This window comes from Leptolyngbya sp. GB1-A1 (genome assembly GCF_039962475.1).
Lineage (GTDB): Bacteria > Cyanobacteriota > Cyanobacteriia > Elainellales > Elainellaceae > Leptolyngbya_A.
Genome location: NZ_JAMPLI010000022.1, coordinates 59,444 through 82,700, shown reverse-complemented (window position 1 = coordinate 82,700; position 23,257 = coordinate 59,444). Strand labels below are relative to the sequence as shown.

Genomic DNA, 23,257 nt, shown 5'->3' with positions numbered 1-23,257 from the left:
TAGATATTGATCTAGATGATGTGATGTAGATGATGTAGAAACTGCCCTATTCTGCCCCACCCCCCTAACTTGGGGGGAACTAAGACTTCTCTTTGTTGCGGAGTCTCCCAACATTGGGGCATTTAGGGGGCTGCAAAGCCTAGAACAGTGACTCCATCGACTGAACGATACACAGTAGTCCGTCGTATAAGAGGCATTTAGGACGAGGGCTTCGATATAGACCGGTTGCCGATCGCCCCATTTCTAAATTAAAGCGTTTGAATAAGCTGGCGACGCAGATGCATCTGGCTAGGTTCAATCTCAACCACAGCTTCTGCCAGCGGGAGCGATCGGCTAGCTTGCTGGAACACGTTGACCTGATAAACCTGCTGATGGGTCATATCTACAGCAGTCAGCCAGCCACTTTTGGGGTGATATGCGCCGGTATCAATGTTGAGCCATCCCTTTCCTCTGGCAACTGCCCCCGCGGGCACACCAGGCAGCGTGAAGGTGATGGTATGTCCAGTAATAATCAGCTTGTCGTCAAAATAGGGTTTTGGTGTGCTGTGAAACTCTTCACGAATCCAGCAAAACTCGTGGGAAGTCTGCGCTTGAATCGGCAAATGGGGATGTACACCCGCATGAACGAGCCAGAGATCGCCCAGGTCTAGATAGGGCGGCAGGCTTCGCAACCAGACAAGATTTTCCAGCAGGGATTCAGGAGTCGCATAGCTGGCAACGGTTGTATAGCCGCCGCTGTGGAGCCACGCTTGCAGGAGGTGCTGAGACACTTTGCTATCGGGAAACGCCTCCAGCAGCATTTGTTCATGGTTTCCCATCACGCAGCCATAGCCCTGCGATCGCACAAACTCAATAACCTGAGCACTTTTAGGTCCGCGATCGATCAAATCTCCTACAAAGTAAATTTGATCATCAGAATTAGGCGCAATCGTTTCTAGAAGTCGCATCAGGGCATCGTAGTGACCATGAACATCGCCCACGAAAATTCGACGACTGCTAGACACGGGCATTTATCCTCTTAAGACGCTCAACAAATCACATTCAGGCAAATCACATTTATAAAGACAGACAACCTGACTAAAGCAGCATAACAACATCGGTCAGCAAAAAGCCTGCCTTTACATTTCAGCCTTTACACTTCTCAACATTAAGTCCTTATTCTAATTGTGCCCAACAACCTGCGCTTTTGATCGCTTGTCCTTTAAAGCTATGTTAAATAAATTACAAATTTTGCTTCTGACACAGCGTCCTCCTACTGGCTTAATGCCCGCAGAAATTGCTGAAGCGAGGACAAAATGCCTTTCCGCTGGGGCGATCGAGATGAGGTAGCTGTTTGCTCAGAGACATTTTCCTGTGAATCAGGCGCAGAAGAACCCATCAAAAGCCCTTCCAGCATTTCGCTATTTGGCTTTTGAGAAAATTCTCCGGCTAGCTCATAGTCATCCTCGCCTTTTTCCACCCAGACCTGCCAGGAGGAGGGATATGCTCGCAGAATTGCTGCTCCTGGAATCGGCTGAAGGTAGTAAGCGGTATCAAACTGCTTCAAGAATCGCTCTCGAAGCTGCCTTCCGGCGTAGCCAATCCCGATCGTCACAATGTCCTCCATTTTGGGATTGAGCAAGATCACTGCCCGATCGCCTGCCTGCTGACAAATCTGCTCCACCTCGTTGACTTCCACCGAAGACGGCTCGACAAACAGCAGCAGTTCTTCGTCCGGCTGAATTTCTGCTTTAAGATCGCTCAAGCCGCGAATGGCAAACGGTTTTTCGCCCCAGTCGCGTCGGGCAAGAGCCGCAGCCCCTGCATCGGTGAAATACACCCGCAGCTTGCTTCCCAGAGGCTCAAATGGTTCTAGAAACTGAGCGGCGACCGGCATCGTTTTGAGTTCGGGAAAGACGATTTCGACCTGAAGCCGCTTGTAGCTATCATTGATCGCTGCCTGGGTCGAGACTTTTGCCTGTTCGATCGCTTCTTCGAGCGTTTTGGGAAGAGTCATGGGAAAGGGAGTGGATGGGTGGATGGGGAAATGAGGGGTGGTTCGTTCGTAGGACTAGGTTAGCGCAGCGAACGCATTAACCTCAGAGCTTGATGGATCAAGGGATTAATTGATATTGGGGTCAACGTAGCCCTGGAGGCTTTCGGGCTCGAATTGTTTCAGGATGCTGGAGGCTTTGTTGGTGATGTTGGGCGCGCCGTTGACTGCAACAATGTATTTGCCTTCTTTAAGACGATTGCGGTAGGGAAGGGCATCTCCACTGCCAATAGATGCGCCTGTGAGCCCGCCCACAAAAAAGCTGCCCATTGCGCCGCCGATCGCCCCCAGAATGCCACCGAGAATGCGGTTTCCGAAAAGTCCAATTTCGGGGATGACTTCATAGTTTGTTGCCAGGTTAAAGGCGATTCCGCCAATAAAACCAAAGGGAACCAGCCAAAAGGACATCAAGCGAGCCTGTTTGCGGGCAGGCTGTTTGGGATCGATAAAGCCAAACTCATCAGCAGTTTTATAGCCTCGACCTAAGATGCTCATCTGGTTTTGCGGAATGCCTTCTTTCTCAAGCTGAGAGTAGGCGGCTTCGGCTTGAATGCGATCGGCAAGAACAGCAATAACGTAGTTCATATCGATGGATATCAGTGTTTCTCTTTATTGATTGAACGATCGGCAAAAGAATAAAGACTATCTGCTTAAATTTGCTTTTAATTCCAAGATACCAGGAAGGAGGAAAGCCTGCCGGAGCAGTCTCAAACGCTTAATTTTGTCTCAGGTGCGCCACGGTGAACAGTCTCTACGGTATTGTGATTGAGAGACGCTCATGTTAATAAATTTCTTTCAATGACTGCTATTACTCCTGATTCCCCCCAGCATCAAAACAAGCATCAAAAAGCGAAGGCACTGAAGCCCGGTAGCCGCCGTCCGGCAAAAGAACTGTGCAGCGAATGCGGGTTGTGTGACACCTACTATATTCACTACGTTAAAGAAGCCTGCGCCTTTATTAATCAGCAGATTCCAGAGTTAGAAGCGCAAACCCACGGGCGATCGCGCAATCTGGACGATCAGGACGACTGGTATTTTGGCGTGCGGCAGGACATGATGGCAGCCCGCAAACAGCAGCCGATCGACGGAGCGCAGTGGACGGGCATCGTGAGTTCGATCGCGATTGAGATGCTGAATCGGGGCATGGTGGAAGGCGTGGTGTGCGTCCAGAATACGAAGGACGATCGGTTTCAGCCGCAGCCTGTGATTGCCCGCACGCCAGAAGAGATCTTGGCAGCGAGAGTAAATAAGCCAACCCTGTCGCCCAACCTGTCGGTGCTGGAGCAGGTGCAGCAGTCGGGCATGAAGCGGCTGTTAGTCATTGGCGTGGGCTGTCAGATTCAGGCACTTCGCGCTGTAGAAAAGGAGCTTGGTTTAGAAAAGCTCTATGTGCTGGGAACGCCCTGTGTGGACAATGTGACCCGCGCCGGACTGCAAAAATTTCTCGATACCACCAGCCGATCGCCCGAAACGGTGGTGCATTACGAATTCATGCAGGATTTTCGGGTGCATTTTAAGCACGAGGACGGGTCGATCGAGAAAGTACCGTTCTTTGGACTCAAGACCAACCAGCTGAAGGATGTGTTCGCGCCGTCCTGCATGAGCTGCTTTGACTATGTGAATTCGCTGGCGGATCTGGTGGTGGGCTATATGGGCGCGCCGTTTGGCTGGCAGTGGATTGTGGTGCGAAACGATTGCGGTCAGGAAATGCTGGATCTGGTGATGGATCAGCTTGACACGCAGCCTGTAATGTCGCAGGGCGATCGAAAAAATGCCGTGCAGCAAAGCATTCCGGCTTATGACAAAGGCGTAACCCTGCCAATGTGGGCAGCAAAACTGATGGGCGTGGTGATCGAAAAAATTGGTCCCAAAGGGCTGGAATATGCGCGTTTTTCGATCGATTCTCATTTCACGCGCAACTATCTGTACACCAAGCGCAACCATCCCGAAAAGTTAGAGGCTCATGTGCCGGAATATGCAAAGCGCATTGTTGGGCAGTATGAGCTACCGAAGGAATAGGGCGATCGAAGCAAAATTGGAGGACGAAGGGTTGCGCGTGACAACGCTGGACAGCCCCCTAAATCCCCCAATTCTGGGGGACTTTGAGGGTTGAGGAGGTTTCTTGGCAGGGATGTAGTTATCCCGTAATTCGGCAGCGATCGCTCCTACAGGGGAATAGTCTGGATGGTGATGGGATACCAGCGCTTGTAGAGCCGGATCACTTCGCCTTTGTGGAACTGAATAATTCCTCCCTGGGGAGAACTGCTTTGGATCACGGCATTCTCAGGAACGGGAATTGGTGGACTCCAGGCGTAGCTGTCACAAAAGCCTCTGCGCTCTAGCTCAATCACACACTGATCCACGCCCGCAGGCTTGCCGATCAGCGCAAGTTTGACCGCTTCTCGATCGCATCGGTCGCGCAAGGTTTGACCGATCGCAGATTGCGGTTCGGTAGGATAAGTCATATTCAAGATCTCCGAGGGTATAAGAACCCTAGAGATAAGAGCTGAATACTGTTAAACAAGACTGACAAACCAGAACTTATAATCGTTCTAGCCTTTCAGACTGCTGGCTCAGTCCGGGAGGTTAGCTGGCTTTGAGTGTTGGCGCACTCTTAGTCAGCGATCGAATTCCTTGTGAAGAAATTGAAGCTCCCTCAGTCCATCTCTAGGAAGGGTTAGTGGCTCGCTCATTGAATTGGAAGGAGCCATTCGTTCAAGCTATCAGAGTTTTTCTTCGATCGCAATACTAATGTTTGGGGCGATTGTCATTGATCAGAAATAGCTTTGGTCTAGGCTGTAATTCGATCGAAACACCTTTGATTTGGACTAATTCCGTTTTTAGAATCTTAGGCAGAATGGAAGGCAAGAACAGACCGAAGAAACGCTCTCAGATTCGGGCTAATGGCTGGAATCAGGGGGCTTATACGGAAAATATGTCGGGCTAATGTCCGATTGGAGCGATTAGACGGAATTCATTCAGCCTAATTGCCTCTACAGGGTAGATAGCACGAACGAGTTCAGCCTAATAACGTGTTAGACTTCTTTCCCACGTCTAGGTTTTGAGGAAGCACATTCAAAACCTAGCTACAATATGATTGGCTTTTTCTAGGAACTGTTATGGCTAAGGTTAATTTGGATGCCTTGATAGCAAGAGAAGATTTTGAGGTAGAAGACAATATTAATTCTGGCAAGAAAAAAGAAGCGATCTCAATTGAAGATATAAAGCCAGATTCCTTCTTCTTCTCAAACATTAGAAAGCCAGACTTTCAAAGAGAAACTAACGAGTGGGATAGTCAAAAAATTTGTGAGCTTGTAAAGAGCTTTATTGAAGGTGATTTAATACCGGCAATTATTTTGTGGAGGAGTTCTGGCGGTTATTTATTTGTGATCGATGGAAGTCATAGATTAAGTGCTCTATCGGCTTGGGTTAACGATGATTATGGAGATGGAAAAATATCAAAGCTTTTCTATGACGGTATCATTCCTGACGAACAACTGGAGATTGCTCAAGAAACGCGAAAACTTGTAAATAAGATTGTTGGATCATATGAAGATTTTAGATTAGCTCTTGCATATCCTGATCGAGTTAAGCCGGAGATCGTCAGGTATGCTAAAAATTTAGGAGCATTAGCGATACAACTTCAGTGGGTTGAAGGTGACGCAAGGACAGCAGAAAGCTCATTTTTCAAGATAAATCAGCAAGCTGCTCCAATTGATAAGACCGAGATAAAGCTTATCGAATCCCGGAAAAAACCAAACAGTATTGCAGCACGTGCAATTATAAGAAGTGGTAAAGGTCATAAGTACTGGGCATCCTTTCCAACTCCAAACCAAATGCAAGTGCAAGAACTAGCTGCCGAGATTAACGAAATCCTTTTTGATCCCAAACTGCAAACTCCAATCAAGACTCTTGATATACCAGTCGGCGGAAAACTCTATTCCTCACAGACTCTACCTCTAATTTTAGATCTGGTGAATATTGTCAATGGTGCAATTTTTAACAAAGATACTCAAGATGACGAAACTGGTGAAGTTACAATACAAACTCTTAAGAATGTTAGGAAGGTTGCATATAGGCTGAATAGTAATCATGCATCATCGCTTGGGTTACATCCAGTTGTATATTTTTACTCTCAAGAGGGAAGACACAAAACAGCTTCCTTCTTCGCCATGGTTGATTTTGTGGTGGAACTAGACAAACGCAAAAAGATAAATAATTTTATTGATGTCCGAAGTGAATTTGAGAAGTTTATTCTTGAGTATGATTATTTAATTCAACAAATTAATCGAAAGTATAGGTCAGCACAGAAAAGTTATAATTACATCTCGATGTTTTTTCAAAAAGTTGTCTCTACTCTCAAGGCAGGTAAATCTATTAACGACGCTATAAATGAAATTATATCTACTCCTGAATTTAGTTACTTAACATTTCAAAAAATGCCTCAGCAGATTGACTCTTCAGTAAAAGATTTTAATACGGGAAAAAAGAGCGCAGTGTACATTAGAGAAGCCCTTCAAAATGCTCCAAAATGCAAAATATGTGGAGGGTTTATTCACAGGAATTCAATTTCAATTGATCATGTACAACGTAAGGAAGATGGAGGTTCAGCAACCTTAGACAACGGACAAATAACTCACCCCTACTGTAATACTGGGTATAAAAATTAAAAGTAGTAATCAACCGAAGTCTAACAACTCCGCTGCACCGGAACGAATTCATTCTATTGCTGTGACGCAAGGATTATCTGCGTCCGGTGAGCGGAACCGTTAGCTGGCTTCGTTCAAAAACTTTGCACTCGTAATCCAATGAGCGATCGCGATGGGTTAACCCTTTGACAATCGCTCAGAGTGTTTTGTCACATTACTGGTTTAAAAGCGTTTGCAGCATTTAGAAGTTCACGCTCCTTATTAGTTGCCGAGCGATCGCATCTATCTGTACTAGGGATAACGATATATCAGATAGCTCAGCCTCTGATGGTTAAAGCAGGACAGGCAAAGACTTAACGCCATGCACCCCCGTTGAGGGAATAAATTCCAGCGTGGCGTTTGGATCCATGCGTAGATTGGGCAGGCGTTCTAGCATTGTACTCAGCACGATTTTGCCTTCTAGACGAGCTAGGGGCGCACCCAAACAAAAGTGAATGCCATTACCAAAAGCCAAATGTGGATTAGGATCGCGATCGACGACAAATTCATCAGGGCGATCAAACTGAGACTCATCTCGATTGGCTGATCCCATCCAAACGATTACCATTTGTCCTGCCGGAATCGTCTGTCCTCCCAGTTGGGTTTCGACTTTAGTAAACCGTTCTATCCCCTGGATTGATGATCGATAGCGCAATACTTCCTCGATCGCTAATGGCAGCAATTGAGGCTCCTGCTTCAACCGCTCATAGGCTTCTGGATATTCGTTAAAGCAAAGAATGGCATTCCCCAGCAAGTTGGTTGTGGTTTCATTGCCAGCTATTAGCAGCACCATGCAGAAATCCACCAGTTCTTGAGCCGTCAGGGTTTCACCAGCTTCGTGAGCGGCAATCAAATTACTGATTAAGTCTTTGCCAGGATGCTGTCGCCGTTGCTCTAGCAAATGCCGGAAGTAGTCAGCCATTGCTTTCAGTGCGCTCGTATCATACATGACAATGCCATCTGACCATCGTTTGAAGTCATCCCGATCTTCAATGGGAACACCCAAAATTTCAGCGATCGCAATGATTGGCAGTGGAATTGCCAAGTCGTGCATGAAGTCCATCCGCTCTTGACCCTGAACTTTATCGATCAGTTCATGGGTAATTTGAGCAATACGCGGTGCTAGTTCTTCTACCCGACGAGCCGTGAATACTTTGCCAACAAGCGATCGCAGCGACTGATGTTTGGGCGGGTCGGTGTAGTTCAGGCTTTGGGTTAAATCGGTTTGCTCTGGTGGATGGGGGATTTTTGATGAAAACGTTTGCCAATCTGCAAATATTCGTTTCACATCTTCGTAGCGAAATACCATCCAGCTTTGCTGCTCTGCGTCATAGAACACGGGCGCTTCACGACGCATTTTGGCATACCAGGGAAAGGGATTGCCAAACAGTTCAGTCATTGGTGTTGTAATCGATGGTTGATTGGCTTGCATGATCAATTTTCCTGTACATGAACAAACAATTTGCAGATTGAACCGAGCCAGATTCTCGCGATCTGACGGATAGGTGACAAACAAGTTAGAAACTGAATGTTGGAGTTGGAGCTTAATGGTGCATGAACCAGCTCATACCAGAAGCGATCGCCACAGCCGTAACCACGCCATAGAGAGTGATGCCAATGAATGAAAATAGGAGTATTCGCCTGGGATGGATACCGATGATGGGGCTAACAACGGCGATCGTCCAACTGCCAAGAATTGGGGTCATAAGAATCAGAAACCAGGCTCCATAGCGATCGAAAGCGTGTTTTACTCTTTGTCCACCCCGTCTTTCCATCCGCAATAACCAAGCGCGTAATTGAGGAACACGCATCAGGCGGCTATAGCCCCACAACAGCAGAGGGATGGGCGTAAAGTTGCCCAACACTCCCCAAACCACCGATGAAACCGGATCCAGTTTCATTGCCATCCCCGCTGCGACTGCGGCGTAAACCTCAAAATAGGGAAAAAATCCAACTGACCAGGTTGTGAGTGCTTTGGTCATGTACTGAATAATCAGCATGATGAGTATGCAATTTAAGGTGGTAAATTACAAAACATTTGCAGGACAAATTGACTGAATGAACTGGAATCATCAGCGTTGAATCAACAGATTGAAAAAATTAGCTAACTCATTGGTCGATTCGTGTCATCGCAAGCAACGTTTCCACAACCTGAGTGAGACGAGGTTCGTCTAGAGTGCCAACCTGAAACACTTCTGAGAGCCACAAACCATCGGTCGCCAACAGAATAATCGTTGCTTTTGTGGGATCAATTCCACTGGTTTCAATCCGCTGTCGCGACTGCTGTTCGTAGGCTTTGGCAGCTTCAAATAGATTAGGCGAGTCAGCCGCGATCGAAGTAAGACGGGCAATTAATGCTAGCGATTGTTTGCTAAAGCGTAGCGTTGCTCGAATGTATGCCCGCACCCACTGTCCTGGTGTTCCTGGTGCATCATCCTGGTCAAACTCAGTTTGCAGCACCGTTTCAAAATCCTGAATCAGTTGCTCAACCATACCTCCCATCAACGCATCTTTGTTAGGGAAATGATAGAGTAGCCCTCCCTTACTGACTCCAGCTTGTTGTGCAACAGCATCTAGCGTTAACGCCTCAACACCCTTGTCAATTACAACTTGACTGGCAGCTCGCAGAAGTATTTCACGAGTAGCTGATCGAGATTTTGACTTTTTGGTAGTAGCCATAGAAATGACCAAGAAAGTAGCAGGAAACGTAGATGCATTACACTCTTGAACAATCAAGAGCTAGATTGCCAAAAGCGTGGAAGTGCCTATAAGTTAACTGTACCGTCCGGACGGTTTTTATGTCAACCATTCATAGCATTTCAATTTTTGCTGGCTACAAATTCTGATGCTGCAACCATCTGGAGAGACATCTGCAATCCAGAATCGTAGATTTAAAGTCTCAAATTGGTATAGCTCATCAATTGTTATCGGTCGATTCTCAGAAAATTTAGACTGAGGCACATTCATGAAAGTAATGGGTGAAGGCTAATGTTAAGAGGGCGATTAGTCAGGGTAGTACGGTAGAGGCTTGTTTTTGAACTTGGGTGGTGGCAGCCAGCTAGCATGTCATGGCAGCGGACTGCTGGTTCAAGCTGGCGGTATTACCAAGTCCCTATCAACCGCTGCATTTGCCGTTAGGCTGCAGTCTATTCTAAGTACAGCTAGAATTCATAGAATAAATATTAAGGAAGCGCCAAATGCAAAGTCAGAATATAGATTTAATCCGAAACCTCTTTCAAAGCCGCTTAGCAACTCTTGAGCATCTCTTGAAGTCAGCTCAGACTCACTTTTATGATGACGAGTCGTTCCTTCAAAAACGCATTGCGGTTGATATGCTTCCCTTCGGTACACAGATTGCTTTCACCTGCAATCAACCACGTAACTTTGCTCTTTGGTGTGATAGCAAACCTGCAAATAATCTAGATCCAGACGTCATATCTCTCACGCAGGCATATGAGCATATAGCAAACACTAAGGAACTTCTTTTGGGTGTTAACGCTGAAGATGCAAAGCTAGCTGAGGTGACGCGCATTGACTTGGGCCAGAGCCTTTACATCGAGTTGCCTGGTAATGCCTACATAAATGAATTTCTAATTCCAAACTTTTACTTCCATATGGTCACGGCTTACGATATTCTTCGCATGGCCGGTGTGCCAATTGGAAAACGAGATTACATGCTGCACTTGGTGCCATTAATCAGAAAGAATGAAGCCTAACTATTCAAATGCAGCGGACGGTCAAGAGTTACTCGCGCTAAATTCGGGATGATTGCCGCCGCCGATTTGAGCTGTTATACCGCCAGGCGATCGGTTGGGTTATTCCTTGGAGACAGTCGGTTAGCATTAAGCATCAACTTGAAATACAGGTCTTGCACTTATGGCAATTTCTGTTCAATCCAAAGTCAATAACCCTTGCATCATTACCAATAGCTCTCGAATGTCCGCTTCAACGCAGGGTTATACCGGAATCGTAATTCGTGTTTCTGTTCGCATCGGCAGCGTCACTGTAAAAGTCGTGCCTTGATGTAACGTGCTTTCGACCTGGATTTGACCGTGATGATTTTCGACGATGACTTTGGCGATCGCCAATCCCAGTCCTGATCCGGTGGTCTTTCCAGAGGGTTTACTGCTATTGGAACTCCGAGCCGGATCAACGCGATAAAAGCGATCGAATAAGTGGGGCAGCGACTCTGCCGGAATGCCAATGCCCGTGTCTTTGACCTGCACCTGGAGAATGCCGTTTGGTTTCAGTCGTTGCAGCGTCACTTCGACTTTGCCGTCCGCAGGAGTGTATTGAAGCGCATTGCCGATCAAATTGGTGAACAGACGAGAGATTTGGTCTCGATCGCCCTGCATTCGGTAGCCTTCTTTGTGAGTTGGGGGATTAAAGCTGAGGGCAAGGTTTTTGTCAGTGGCGATCGCCTGCTGTTCTTCGATCACTTCTTTCAGCAGGTAGTCCAGGTCGATCGGGTCGGACTTCAAGGGAGCAAGGCTGCTATCCTGCCGTGCCAAAAATAGAAGATCGTCTACCAGTCGTCCCAGGCGGCGCGTCAGGCGTTCGATCACCTGAAGCTGATCTTGCTGAAGCGATGGATCGGGGTCTGCCAGGGCAACCTGTACATTCGTTTGAATCACGGCGATCGGGTTTCGCAGCTCGTGGGACGCATCCGCCGTAAATTGACGCAGTCGCTGATAAGAGTCTTTCACTGGAGCCATTGCCAACCCTGAAAGCAGCCAGCCAATTCCCGCAACTGCTATCAGTCCTGCGACCATCCACAGGCTCAAATCCACCATGAGCTGTCGCGTTGGCTTTGTCACCTCAAACCAGGGATGGCTCACCCGCAAATAGCCCAACACCTGTCGCCCCACCTGGACGCGCTGCGTTACCTGCCGGAGAAGCTGATCGTCCTGGACGCGCACCGTTTCGCCGCTGCTAGGATGCACAGGCACGTTGAGCGGCACAGAAAACGTAGACCACAACGCTTCCCCAGTCGGGCTGAACCACTCCAGATCGATATGGTCATCATCGATCGCCTCTGCATTGCTGCGAAAACTGGCTTCTAGATTAATTTTGAGGCGCGGATTTGCCAGCAGATCGTCAGGATTCACAGGTTCGATCACGAGCGATCGCTGCACGACCTCGACCACATGACTGAGGGTGTCATCGATCCGCTCAACCAGGGTATTTCGCACATACCCATAAACACCGATCGCAAACAGCAGCAGCAGCACCGCCGTTACTGCCGTGTACCAGAGTGCCAGCCGCCGCCGAGTTGCCTGAAACATGGAATTTTTCAGCTCCCTGGTGATGCCACCACGTCTTCCAGATCCTCCTCGGACTGAAGTTCAGGATGGAAGTAGTCGTAGATTTGCTGCGCCAGCTTAGGACCAATCCCCGGTACTTCTGAAATTTGCTTCGGGCTTGCTTCTCGCAAATAATCAATCGATCGAAAATGTGCCAGCAGCTCTTTCTGGCGATGGTGTCCCAGTCCGGGAATCTCATCTAAGCGGGAACGCCGCATTCGATCGCTGCGCTGCTGTCGATGGAAGCTGACAGCAAATCGGTGTGCCTCATCTCGCAGACGACGAAGGAGCTGGACTCCGGGCTGTTCGGCTTCGGTTTGCAGCGGCAACGACTCACCGGGCAGGAAAATCTCTTCCCGCTGCTTTGCCAAACTGACGACCTTGACATCTTCCAGCAAATTCAAGTCCCGCAGCACTTCTACCACGGCTGAGAGCTGACCCTTCCCGCCATCGATCATCACCAGATCGGGAAAATCGGGGTTGCCGACGCGCTTAATATTCGGGTCTTGAGCATACTTGCGGAACCGTCGCCGAATCACTTCTGCCATGCTCGCAAAGTCATCCGAGTGACCCGATCGCACCGTCGGATTCTTGATTTTGTAGTGACGATAGTGCTGCTTGCCGGGAAGTCCATCGATAAAGACCACTTGGGAGGCGACCGCATCCGACCCCTGAATGTGGGAAATATCGTAGCCTTCGATGCGGTGGGGCAGATCGGGCAAATCCAGAATCGTCGCTAGATCAAGCATCGCCTGATTGTTGCGATCGGCAAATCGCTGGGTCCGGGCAAGCTCATAGCCAGCATTGCGCTCAACCATCTCAATCAGGTCTGCCTTGGTCTGTCGCTGCGGCACATAGATATTGACTTTGCGACCCCGGCGATCGGACAGAAACTCAGACAGCATCTCCTGTTCCGGTAGCTCATGCTGCGTCAAAATCTCGGCAGGAATTTCCACTGGATCAACCGTCGAGAAATGCTCTTCCAAAACGCGCTGCAAAATCGCGCCCGGTGTCCCCGACTGAGCATCTGCCACAAATCCCAATCGACCGACCAAACGACCCGCCCGAATTTGGAACAACTGCACGCAGGCATGGTGGTCGTCTGCCATCAACGCGATCGCATCTCTGGAGACCGTATCGTCTGGCAGTGCCACCTTTTGATCAGCAGTCAATGCCTCAAGTCCGCGAATCTGGTCCCGGAGCCGCGCGGCATGCTCGAAGTTCAACGCCTCGGCAGCCTTCTCCATATGCTGCGTCAGAATTTCCTCGAGTTCAGTCGTCCGTCCCTGGAAGATCATTGCGACCCGCTGCATCATCTTGCGATAGTTTTCCGTGTCCACCATCTTCTGACAAACGCCCAGACAGCGACCAATATCGAAGTTGAGACAGGTTCGATCTTTGTGTAACGGCTGAGGACGCTGACGCAGCGGAAAGATCCGCTTCACCAAGCGCAGCGTACTTCTGAGCGCATAAACATCTACATAAGGACCGTAGTAGCGATCCTGCGCCTTGCCCGATCGCCGATTGCGCGTAATAAAGATCCGGGGATATTCCTCTGACCAGGTAATGCAGAGATAGGGATACTTCTTGTCGTCCTTCAGCAGCACATTGAAGTGAGGCTGGTGCTGCTTGATTAGATTCGCTTCCAGCGCAAGTGCTTCGGCTTCGGTGTCGGTGACGATAAACTCAATATCCATCACCTGCCGCACCATCAGCGCAATCCGCTCGTTGTGGCCGCTATGCTCCCGGAAATAAGAACGCACCCGCGCCCGCAGTTTCTTGGATTTGCCGATGTAAATAATGCGATCGTCCGCATCGCGCATAAAATACACCCCTGGCTCAGGGGGAATTTCTTTAAGGCGGGCTTCCAAGCGATCGGGATCTTTAACGAGGGGGATGGGTTTGGTAGTCGTCACAGGCGATCGGGGGTGAGGATAGGGGCAAATATCCGCTTAGGTCTACTCAGGTTTGTCCAAAAACCTAGAGCATCCGTACTTTTAGGATACTGCGATCGAATACCCTGTGCCGAGGGGGAATGTCCGATTAGGAATGGGTGGGGAGTTCGACCGCAAAATAGAAGTGCAACTCTGCGGAGTGGCTGGATCGTTGAGCATGATTCAGAGGTTCCAAAATTAACAACCTGCTATCCTTTGTAGGTATTGGAGGGAATCAGCGTGGGAAACAATACAGTGAAATTACTTGACGTTGTTGCCCTGACCGTCGATTTGCCTCATTACAATTTGTGGCGAGGGCAAGTTGGAACCGTAGTTGAGACATTAGCCGACGGTGCAGCGTTTGAAGTGGAATTTAGCGATCGAGACGGCAGAACCTATGAGTCCTTAGGTTTACGTCCAGAGTAGCTTATGGTGCTAAGGTTTGAGCCTGCATCGCCTGAGCCGGAAGTAGCTAAGGTTTAGTACGTTATTCCTATTCCTGCTTCGCTTACTGGAACTGCTCTAAAAGTTTGTTGATGAACGCTTCGCCGTCGATCGCTGTTGTAGGATTCAAGGCTCCGAGCGCCGCATCAGTTCTTGCCCGAGCTCACTTGCCCTATTTGGATTTGGAGCGATCGCAGCGTAATTTCCAGGATTTCTATGAGAACTCCCTCAGTATCGATTCAACTCGATCGGGCAATTCTGGTAACAGGCGCAACTGCTCAGGAGATTGCAGGGGCGATCGGGCAAGCAATCTAAACTCCAGTATTTATATCTGGCTATTTCAAGGGAGTACTCAACGCCTCAACAAGATCATCCTTTTTCATTTTGCTGATACCAGCAATTCCTCGTTTCTTCGCCATTGCCTTTAAGTCTGCCGTTGACATTGTTTTGAGAATGCCAGCATCGGCAATTGTATCGGGCATCGGCTGAGGGGTTAGATAGAATATCTCCTTTAGAGCGTCGAGCTTTTTGCCCTTCGTGATGCCACACTTTAAGTTAATAATCGGGTCTAACGTTTTCCAATACTGGCGAGGAGCCTCATCAATGCGATTTGTAGCTACTGCAAGTTTAACGGTTTTAAGAACGCTTCCCGGTTGTTCAATCAGGTATTCCAACCCTGACTTGATATCATCTCTAGATGCCTTCGAGAGGTTAATCTTTGGTATGTCTTCACCCGCAAGAACTTTGACGACTTCAGCCGTTTCACTACTATCATCGGCAATGATGCACCAGACACGCTCTAAACCAGCCTCTTCTGCAACTGCATAAATGAATGAGTTACCGATTACCTGATACTTATCTTCACCAGTTTCCTTGACAATGACTGGAACCCAGTTTTTACCGCCTTTTTGATTAAGCAGATGAGCAGAAGCTTTGATTAAAAACTCTGGAGCATTAGTTCCCTCACCAATCTCAATTTCATCTACGTACAAGTGCATTAAATTTCCAACATCATTGAGATTGCTCATTGTAAGAAGTACTCCTTGGCTAGATTCTTGTAATATTCATGAGCGGATCGATCGCGATAAACCGCAGGCGTGCGAGAGAACGCAGCACTTGCAATGTTTGCATAGCTCGGCACCTGTGGAATGTGGAGGTCTTTCTTAGCGTTGGTGTATCTTGGATAAAAGTAAGGTAATAAATCAAATCCATCCCTCTTAGCAGCCCTGAGAATATTGGTAATTTCCTGTTGAGCAACTGCCAATTGCGGAGGCGTAATCTTTTCACCGTTAAAGAAGATTGGTAATGGAATAGGAGTACCATCACCTTTCTTATTCTGCACCTCGGGAAAGAATTGCTTAATTGCAATTGCTGCGTTTTCCAAGGAAAAAAGATTATTGTGCTTTGTAGGAATGAGAATTACATCAGCCGCATAAACAGCAAGTTGGCTGTATATTCGCCAGTTAGGTGGTGAATCTATCAAGATATAATCATATTCCTGCCTTGCAAGTTCTAGCTTTCGATGTAACGCGTTGTGTTTTAGCCGTCTCCGAAGTTCCTCTTCAGATACATCCACCATTGTTGAATCGGCTGGAATTACATCAAATCTAAGTTCTGACTTAACCTTCTTTAAAGGAAACTTGTAAGGATGTAGAGTACTTTGAATTTCTACGCCTCGCTCCGTAAGAGCCTCGAAAACAGCACCATTGCTTAAAGGAAGTCCCAACGAACTTGTTAAATCCTGCTGATTTGGGTCAAAGTCAATTGTGAGAACCTTCTTTCCTAGAAAAGCTAAGATGGCTGCTAGGTTAACTGTTGTTGTTGTTTTTCCTACTCCTCCCTTGTTATTATAGACCGCGATCGTCAAAGCCTTTGCTGGGCTTTCAATTCTTGCCCGCATCGTAGCAACAATTTCGTCAATATTTTCCCTATTTAGGGAGAGACATTGAGTTGCAGGATAAATCACCTTTCCATGCTTGCGAAATAGCTGAATATGACAAGAGTTAGTAATAATTCCCCACTGTGCGGTCTGGTGGCAGTTGGGAGCAAGGAGATACTGCTTCAGTTGCTTAACAGTGCTTCGATATTGTGCGGAATCACTAGACAGATTTACATCCCTTCCCTTTAACTCTAAAAGAAGATAAGGATTAGATTTGGTGGATAAAAAAATATCGTCTCCAATAGTTTTTCGTGCTGCTTTATCAACCTTGTTTCCATTGCCGTCAGGATACTGGGGATAAATTTCCTGGGATTGAAATCCTAATGCCTCAAGCAACTGGCTTGAAAAATGTTGATCAACAATCGCTTCTATAGAATTATCAGGAAGGCTTTGTAGGGCGGATTGAAGACTGGTGGTTGTCATGCTCATAATGTGGGGGTTGCCATCATGCCTGCTTCCAGTGTGCCTAGCCCAATGGGATAATTCATTCGGTTATTGATGATTTATCAGGAAAATCACACAAGCTTTATGTACTGCTTGTAAAGACTGACAGTACAACATCCGTACAGATACTCAAACGTGAGCTTATCGACAACCTCATCGTTGAAATCTACGAGGAGCTTCGCTAAACATCAGTATTGCTTCCAGCGAAAGACTCTGATACGTTGAAAAGTGGCTACCTTCATTGCAACAGGCTAGCCAGTACTTACCTAGAGATAGACTGAGGGAGTCCGATCGACTCACACTCACAAAGAGATCGATCGCTGACTAAGAGTGTTTGCACCACTCAAAGCCAGCTAACCTCCCGGACTGAGCCAGCAGTCTGAAAGGCTAGAACGATTATAAGTTCTGGTTTGTCAGTCTTGTTTAACAGTATTCAGCTCTTATCTCTAGGGTTCTTATACCCTCGGAGATCTTGAATATGACTTATCCTACCGAACCGCAATCTGCGATCGGTCAAACCTTGCGCGACCGATGCGATCGAGAAGCAGTCAAAATTGCGCTGATTGGCAAGCCTGCGGGCGTGGATCAGTGCGTGATTGAGCTAGAGCGCAGAGGCTTTTGTGACAGCTACGCCTGGAGTCCGCCAATTCCCGTACCTGAGAATGCGTCAATGCCAAGCAGTGCCTCCTTAGGCGCGATCGTTCAGGTTCGATCGGGCGAAGTGATCCGGCTCTACAAACGCTGGTATCTACCCACCGCTCAACGCATCTTCCTCTAGCATCCCTGTCAGCAATCAAGCTCAAAGTCCCCCAATTTTGGGGGATTTAGGGGGCTATCCAAGCGCAACTTCAAACAGACCACTGGCAGATACACCATCGCTTTTGAAGGGGGATTGTAGGAGATCTCAACTCACCAAACTCCGATCAATTGTCAGGTGTCATAATGCGAAAGAGAGGAGCTTATGACCGACGACACCACCCCCAACCCCAATTCTCCCGACCTCAATTCCCTCCAGGAGGGAACAGCTTTGCAGCGCCAGCTCGAAGAGACGATCGCCAGTTTTAGCAACCTGCAAGCCGATTTGCACTATCGACAGGCGCAGGACGTGTTGCGCGATCTGGTGCAGCGGATGAAGCTGACTGCGAGAGAGCGATCGGAATTAGAAGGGGAGCTGAACAGCTTGGAGACTTTGCGAGATAAGCTCGATCGCCAGGTCGTGCAGATTGCGGTGTTTGGCATGGTGGGACGGGGCAAGTCTTCGCTGCTGAATGCTTTGCTGGGGCAGGAAATTTTTGAGACGGGGGCGATTCATGGCGTAACGCAAACGGTTCAATCGGCAGAATGGCAAACTACACCCTGGCAAGCCGAGCGGCAGGCACTTCCGGGCAGTGATCAGGAATTGTGGAAAGTGTCGCTGCGGGGGACGGGTCAGGTGCAGGTCGAGCTGATCGACACCCCGGGAATTGATGAGGTTAACGGCGAAACCCGCGAACAATTGGCGCGGCAGCTAGCAGAGCAGGCAGATTTGATTTTGTTTGTCGTCGCAGGCGATATGACACGGGTAGAATTTGAGGCGTTGTCGGCACTGCGGCAGGCGAGTAAGCCAATTTTACTAGTGCTGAACAAAATGGATCAGTATCCCCAAGCCGATCGCCTTGCTATCTACGAAAAGATTCGCGATGAGCGGGTGAAAGAACTGCTGTCGCCGGACGAGATTGTGATGGCATCGGCTGCCCCCCTCGTTGCCAGAGCCGTGAAGCGATCGGACGGAAAGCTGGTTCCTCACCTTAGCCGTGGGTTGCCGCAGGTGGATCAGGTCAAGCTAAAGATTCTCGAAATTCTGAATCGGGAAGGCAAATCGCTGGTCGCACTCAACACGATGCTGTTTACTGACAACGTGAACGAGCAAATCGTGCAGCGCAAGCTCGAAATCCGCGATCGGAGTGCAAACGAAGCGATCTGGAATTGTGTCATGGCAAAAGCAATGGCAGTTGCACTAAATCCGGTGACGATGCTGGATCTGGTCGGCGGGGCAGCGATCGACGTGACCTTAATCGTAATCCTATCGCAGCTTTACGGCATTCCCATGACTCAGCAGGCGGCGATCGGGCTACTGCAAAAAATTGCGCTGAGTATGGGCGGTATTACAGCAAGTGAGCTGTTGCTCACCCTGGGGCTAGGTTCTTTAAAGAGCTTGCTGGGCGCGGCGGCTCCGGCAACCGGGGGGCTTTCGCTTGCACCCTATGTGTCTGTAGCAATCACGCAGGCAGGCGTAGCAGGCGTATCGTCCTATGCGATCGGTCAGGTGGCAAAAACTTATCTAGCAAATGGCGCAACTTGGGGATCAGAAAGTCCAAAAGCCGTGGTTACTGAAATCTTGTCTTCCCTGGATGAAGCCTCAATCTTGAGCCGCATTAAAGCAGAACTCCAAGCCAAACTCGATCGATCGGCTTGATCGGGAGCGCAATAGACAACGCAATAGCCAAGGTGATGTATCAATAAGGCGATATACGCAGAAAGGCGATACACGGAGAGATACAAGAGATATATACAAAGCAAGTGCAGGGCTTCATCCCCAGATTGGGATTTTTACCTCTGCACTCCGTTTTTAGCCGATCGCGAGTCTTGCAATTAGACGATTAAAATACTCTGGCTTGTCAGGTTAGGGCTTCCTTCAAGCTGGGCAAACACGATTGCTTTACGGCTACCCGTGCCGTCTGCATCAAACGCGAGAACGCCTGTCCTCCGGTTATAAATAAAGCGATCGTCTGCGCCAAATGCTTTTGGCCCCATGTGGAAGTGCTTTGCATTCAACGTTCCTGCCTTTAGGCCACCCTTAAAGCTGCGACCGAGCACAACAATTTGATCGCCTTTTTCAAAGTCTGTAATTCGATCGGGTCGCTCTGCTGGCTTCGCAAAAACAAACATATCCTTACCGCTGCCGCCTGTGATCCTGTCTTTGCCCATCCTGCCCAGCATAATGTCGTCACCATCTCCGCCGACCAGGAAATCATCACCCAATCCACCGAAGATCAAGTCATTGCCCGCGCCGCCCTCAATGTAATCCTTGTCGTTGCCACCCGATAGAAAGTCATGTCCATCTTTACCCAACAATCGATCGGCGTTGTCGAGTCCCCATAGGGCATCATTCTCACTGTCGCCTTCATAGCTGTCGCGATCAGGAGTGCCCTCTTTGGTAATGCGATACACCACTCCGGCGATCGGATTATTGCGCTTGAGGTTGAACGGCAAAGAGGCAATAAAAGTGAAAGGCTGAGGCGGCTGGGAAGTAGGCGATTGGGGAGTAGGCGATTGGGAAGTAGGCGAACCTGGCGAACCCGGCGAAGATGGGGGCACCAAGGGCTGCTGTACCGGATCGGATGCTTCTTTGACATCACTGACGCGCAAGTTAAACGTCTGACTCACATCGGGTTTGCCTCCCACCGTCGGGTCATCGACTTCCACTGTGACGCTGTAGCTGGATTTGGTTTCGTAATCAATGGCTGTTCCCGCTTTCAGGTAGAGAACGCTGTTCTCGATTTCAAACAGGTTTGCATCTGCGCCAGCAAGAGAAAAAGTTTCCCCGCCCAACCCATCGTCCGTGACCGTGATATTAGCCATTTTGAGACGAGTGGTGGTGTTGGCATTCTCGGCGATCGTAGAAACGGGGTTGAAGAAGTTAAGGGCAGTGGGAGCTTCGTTGACATCAGTGATCGTGAGCGTCAGAGCGTAGCTGGCAGACGGGGCAGAGCCGATCGCTTCATCTTTCACATTGACGACTACGTCATACAGATCTTCCTGCTCGTAATTAACTACTGTTCCTGCCTTTAGATAAAGGGCATTGTTGTCAATCTCAAATAAGTCGGCATCTTCCTCGGTGAGGAACAGGGTATTGGTGCCTTTTCCATCATCAATGATGCTAACATCGGCGACTTTGGCGCGGGTACTGGTGTCTGTATTCTCGGCGATCGTGCTTGCAATATTCGTTAGCTTTAAGCCAGGAGCTTTGTTAGCACTCGTAACGGTGAGCGTGAAAACCTGAGATGCGTCAGGCGTAGCGCCGAGGGCAGGGTCATCGACATTGACCGTTACACTGTAGTTGCCCTTGGTTTCCTGATTCAGAACTGTATTGGCTTTGAGATACAGGGTGCTGCCGTCAATCTCAAACGAACTCGCGTCGGTTCCGCTCAGGCTTAAAGTGTTGGTTCCCAAGCCGTCATCGCTGGCATTAATCTCTGCAACCTTGGTGCGAGTGGTGGTATCCGTGCTGTCTGCGATCGAGGTCGTGGTATCGGTGAACGTGACGGCAGTGGGAGCTTCGTTCACATTGGTGACGTTCAGCGTGAAAGTCTGACTGGCATCGGGGGTCGCGCCCACCGCAGAGTCATCCGCATTCACCGTAACGCTGTAGCTGTTCCTGGCTTCGTAATCGAGAACGGTGTTCGCCCTCAAGTAGAGGACATTGCTCTCAATCTCAAACAAACTGGCATCCGCACCGCTCAAGCTCAAAGTGTTGGTTCCTAAACCGTCATCGGTGATGCCAATATCCGCGACTTTAATGCGGGTGCTGGTGCTGGCGTTCTCGGCGATCGAGGTCGTGGTATTGGTCAGCGTCACGGCAGAGGGAGCCTGGTTGCCTGGATTGACCGTGAGTGTGAAGGTTTCTTGTGTTGCGTCTACGCCTCCGTTCGCTGTCCCCCCGTTATCTTTCAAAGTGACGGTGATATTGGCAACGCCAACGACCGCACCTGCCAGCGTATAGGTGAGCTTGCCCGTTGCAGGATCGATCGCAGGTTTCGTCGCAAACAGTGCATCGTTATCAGTTGTCACCACAAAGGTGAGCGTTTGTCCTGCCTCGATCGCGCTGATGTTGGTTGCCCAGTCGATCGATTGAGCAGGCGCATCTGCATTAATGACAATATCCTGACCTTTTGTGAAGATGGGGGCATCATTCACCCCAGTAATATTGATCGTCTTGATCAGGGGCTCACTGGCAGTGCCATCAGCTTCGGTGAGAACAAAGCTGACCGTGCGTGAAGCAGGCGGATCATTCGCAGTGCTGGTATAGCTAACGCGACGTAGCAGGGCAGTGACGACTTCTGGGGTAGCGCTGCTGCTGAAGTTAATCACTAAATTGCTGCCATCGCCACCGCTGATAGAGCCAAGCAGACTGCCCTGGTAAAACAGGTTAAATCCGTCTAGGGTAAAGTCGGCATCGGCACTAATCAACAATCGATCGCTGCTGGTGATGCTGTTAATGCCAATGGTGAGGCTACCGCCGTTAAAGTCTGCTGAGTCAACATCAGTAACGGTGAGATTAGGATCAATGAGCGCGGCGGCAGACTGTTCTTGATAGGCGAGGGCGGGAGCCGTGGTCGTGGTAATGAACTCGTAGTACTTAAGTGTGCCGTTCGCTTCTCCGACGATCGCATCAAGTTTGCCATCCTGGTTCAGATCAACAAGGCTGGGACTGCTGTAGCCGCCCACATCAATACTGCTGATAGGATTTTTGCTGCCTGTTTGCTCCGCAAAGGTCAGGGCAATGTTGGTGCTTGTATTCCTGTAGTACTTGAGCGTGCCGTCTTCTCCCCCCACGATCGCGTCCAGCCTGCCATCGCCATCAAGGTCAGCAAAGGTTGGACTACTGAAGCCGCCTACATTGATGCCATTAAAAGGATTACTGCTGCCTGTTTGCTCTGCAAAGGTCAGGGCAATGTCGGTGCTTGTATTCTTGTAGTACCTGAGTGTGCCGTTGATTTCTCCCACGACTGCATCTAGCTTGCCATCACCATCGAGGTCGGCGAAGCTGGGGCTGCTGAAACTGCCTACATTGATACCATTAAAAGGATTACTGCTGCCTGTTTGCTCTGTAAAAGCGGGTTCAGTTGCCGTGCCCGTATTGAGGTAATACCTGAGTGTGCCGCTGACTTCTCCCACGATCGCATCCAGCTTGCCATCGCCACTGAGGTCGGCAAGGGTTGGTCTACTGTAGAAGTTTAGATCAATGCCATTAAAAGGATTACTGCTGCCTGTTTGCTCTGTAAAAGCGGGTTCAGTTGCCGTGCCCGTATTGAGGTAGTACCTGAGTGTGCCGCTGACTTCTCCCACGATCGCATCCAGCTTGCCATCGCCACTGAGGTCAGCAAAGGTTGGACTACTGAAGCTGCCGACGTTAATGCCGCTCACGGGATTTTGGCTGCCTATTTGCTGGGTGTACTGGCTACCAAAGCTGAGAACGGGGGCTTTGTTACCTAAGGCAGGCGTACTGAAGCTGTTCATACTGAGACTATCAACAGGATTTTCGGTACCAGTTTGTCCGTTAGGAGAAGTCATTGTAATTCCTGAGCGTAAAGGCAAGAAAGGTTGGAGAACTTGATCAAATCAGTTGTCAGAAAGCTACAGGTTTGTCTGCAAAGCTATCCTGCCTTGGATGGTTAGACAGGGTATTAAGCAGAGCAAGAGAAGCATCTGCA

Annotated in this window: 18 protein-coding genes; 6 read left to right on the top strand and 12 right to left on the bottom strand. The window is 49.0% G+C overall.

Annotated features, from left to right (window positions below; translation table 11 throughout):
- Positions 1–248: 248 nt before the first annotated feature.
- From NDI45_RS19125 to NDI45_RS19115, 3 genes are all read right to left on the bottom strand, one after another.
- Complete coding sequence (locus NDI45_RS19125) at positions 249–1,010, bottom strand: metallophosphoesterase family protein (protein WP_190793705.1); 762 nt, start codon at positions 1,008–1,010, stop codon at positions 249–251.
- Positions 1,011–1,252: 242 nt separating this feature from the next.
- Entirely contained in the window at positions 1,253–1,996 is a 744-nt protein-coding gene (locus NDI45_RS19120; protein ID WP_190793706.1) for a DUF1995 family protein, read from the bottom strand.
- A 105-nt stretch (positions 1,997–2,101) separates the two neighbouring features.
- Positions 2,102–2,617: a hypothetical protein gene (locus NDI45_RS19115; RefSeq protein WP_190793707.1), complete on the bottom strand. Its 516-nt coding sequence runs from the start codon at positions 2,615–2,617 to the stop codon at positions 2,102–2,104.
- A 213-nt stretch (positions 2,618–2,830) separates the two neighbouring features.
- Between NDI45_RS19115 and NDI45_RS19110 the strand changes: the two genes are divergently transcribed.
- A complete protein-coding gene (locus NDI45_RS19110; protein WP_190793708.1) occupies positions 2,831–4,051 on the top strand; it encodes a Coenzyme F420 hydrogenase/dehydrogenase, beta subunit C-terminal domain in 1,221 nt (406 codons plus the stop codon).
- A gap of 146 nt (positions 4,052–4,197) precedes the next feature.
- On the opposite strand, the gene NDI45_RS19105 is transcribed toward NDI45_RS19110, so the two are convergent.
- Positions 4,198–4,497: a hypothetical protein gene (locus tag NDI45_RS19105; RefSeq protein WP_190793709.1), complete on the bottom strand. Its 300-nt coding sequence runs from the start codon at positions 4,495–4,497 to the stop codon at positions 4,198–4,200.
- A gap of 654 nt (positions 4,498–5,151) precedes the next feature.
- Between NDI45_RS19105 and NDI45_RS19100 the strand changes: the two genes are divergently transcribed.
- Positions 5,152–6,702 carry a DUF262 domain-containing protein gene (locus NDI45_RS19100; protein WP_348248306.1) on the top strand — a complete coding sequence of 517 codons (1,551 nt, stop codon included), beginning with the start codon at positions 5,152–5,154 and terminating at the stop codon, positions 6,700–6,702.
- 310 nt (positions 6,703–7,012) lie between these two features.
- Here the strand turns inward: NDI45_RS19100 and NDI45_RS19095 are convergent, their stop codons facing one another.
- The 3 genes from NDI45_RS19095 to NDI45_RS19085 form a co-directional block, all read right to left on the bottom strand.
- Positions 7,013–8,152, bottom strand: a complete 1,140-nt coding sequence (locus tag NDI45_RS19095) for a cytochrome P450 (RefSeq protein ID WP_348248305.1) — start codon at positions 8,150–8,152, stop codon at positions 7,013–7,015.
- 112 nt (positions 8,153–8,264) lie between these two features.
- Positions 8,265–8,720, bottom strand: coding sequence for a small multi-drug export protein (locus NDI45_RS19090; RefSeq protein ID WP_348248304.1), 456 nt, complete (start codon positions 8,718–8,720; stop codon positions 8,265–8,267).
- A 109-nt stretch (positions 8,721–8,829) separates the two neighbouring features.
- Complete coding sequence (locus NDI45_RS19085) at positions 8,830–9,399, bottom strand: TetR/AcrR family transcriptional regulator (RefSeq protein ID WP_190793914.1); 570 nt, start codon at positions 9,397–9,399, stop codon at positions 8,830–8,832.
- 518 nt (positions 9,400–9,917) lie between these two features.
- Here NDI45_RS19085 and NDI45_RS19080 point away from each other — a divergent pair.
- A complete protein-coding gene (locus NDI45_RS19080) occupies positions 9,918–10,436 on the top strand; it encodes a DUF1993 domain-containing protein (RefSeq protein ID WP_348248303.1) in 519 nt (172 codons plus the stop codon).
- A 240-nt stretch (positions 10,437–10,676) separates the two neighbouring features.
- Here NDI45_RS19080 and NDI45_RS19075 read toward each other — a convergent pair whose 3' ends face one another.
- Entirely contained in the window at positions 10,677–12,005 is a 1,329-nt protein-coding gene (locus tag NDI45_RS19075; RefSeq protein WP_348248302.1) for a HAMP domain-containing sensor histidine kinase, read from the bottom strand.
- Between the two features lie 8 nt (positions 12,006–12,013).
- Complete coding sequence (uvrC, locus tag NDI45_RS19070; RefSeq protein ID WP_190793917.1) at positions 12,014–13,939, bottom strand: excinuclease ABC subunit UvrC; 1,926 nt, start codon at positions 13,937–13,939, stop codon at positions 12,014–12,016.
- Between the two features lie 258 nt (positions 13,940–14,197).
- On the opposite strand from uvrC, the gene NDI45_RS19065 reads away from it, so the two are divergent.
- Positions 14,198–14,383 carry a DUF4926 domain-containing protein gene (locus tag NDI45_RS19065; RefSeq protein WP_348248301.1) on the top strand — a complete coding sequence of 62 codons (186 nt, stop codon included), beginning with the start codon at positions 14,198–14,200 and terminating at the stop codon, positions 14,381–14,383.
- A 353-nt stretch (positions 14,384–14,736) separates the two neighbouring features.
- Here NDI45_RS19065 and NDI45_RS19060 read toward each other — a convergent pair whose 3' ends face one another.
- Together NDI45_RS19060 and NDI45_RS19055 are read right to left on the bottom strand one after the other, a co-directional pair.
- Positions 14,737–15,429, bottom strand: coding sequence for a Rho termination factor N-terminal domain-containing protein (locus NDI45_RS19060; protein WP_348248300.1), 693 nt, complete (start codon positions 15,427–15,429; stop codon positions 14,737–14,739).
- Positions 15,426–16,769 carry an AAA family ATPase gene (locus tag NDI45_RS19055; protein ID WP_348248299.1) on the bottom strand — a complete coding sequence of 448 codons (1,344 nt, stop codon included), beginning with the start codon at positions 16,767–16,769 and terminating at the stop codon, positions 15,426–15,428. Before NDI45_RS19055 ends, NDI45_RS19060 begins: the two co-directional genes overlap by 4 nt.
- A gap of 493 nt (positions 16,770–17,262) precedes the next feature.
- On the opposite strand from NDI45_RS19055, the gene NDI45_RS19050 reads away from it, so the two are divergent.
- Together NDI45_RS19050 and NDI45_RS19045 are read left to right on the top strand one after the other, a co-directional pair.
- Positions 17,263–17,562 (top strand): hypothetical protein, encoded by a 300-nt coding sequence (locus tag NDI45_RS19050; protein ID WP_348248298.1) that lies wholly within the window; start codon positions 17,263–17,265, stop codon positions 17,560–17,562.
- Positions 17,563–17,745: 183 nt separating this feature from the next.
- Positions 17,746–19,239, top strand: coding sequence for a GTP-binding protein (locus NDI45_RS19045; RefSeq protein WP_190793911.1), 1,494 nt, complete (start codon positions 17,746–17,748; stop codon positions 19,237–19,239).
- Positions 19,240–19,415: 176 nt separating this feature from the next.
- Here NDI45_RS19045 and NDI45_RS19040 read toward each other — a convergent pair whose 3' ends face one another.
- The gene (locus NDI45_RS19040; RefSeq protein ID WP_348248297.1) at positions 19,416–23,117 is read right to left on the bottom strand and encodes an FG-GAP-like repeat-containing protein; all 3,702 of its coding nucleotides are present in this window, start codon (positions 23,115–23,117) and stop codon (positions 19,416–19,418) included.
- Between the last annotated feature and the right edge of the window lie 140 nt (positions 23,118–23,257).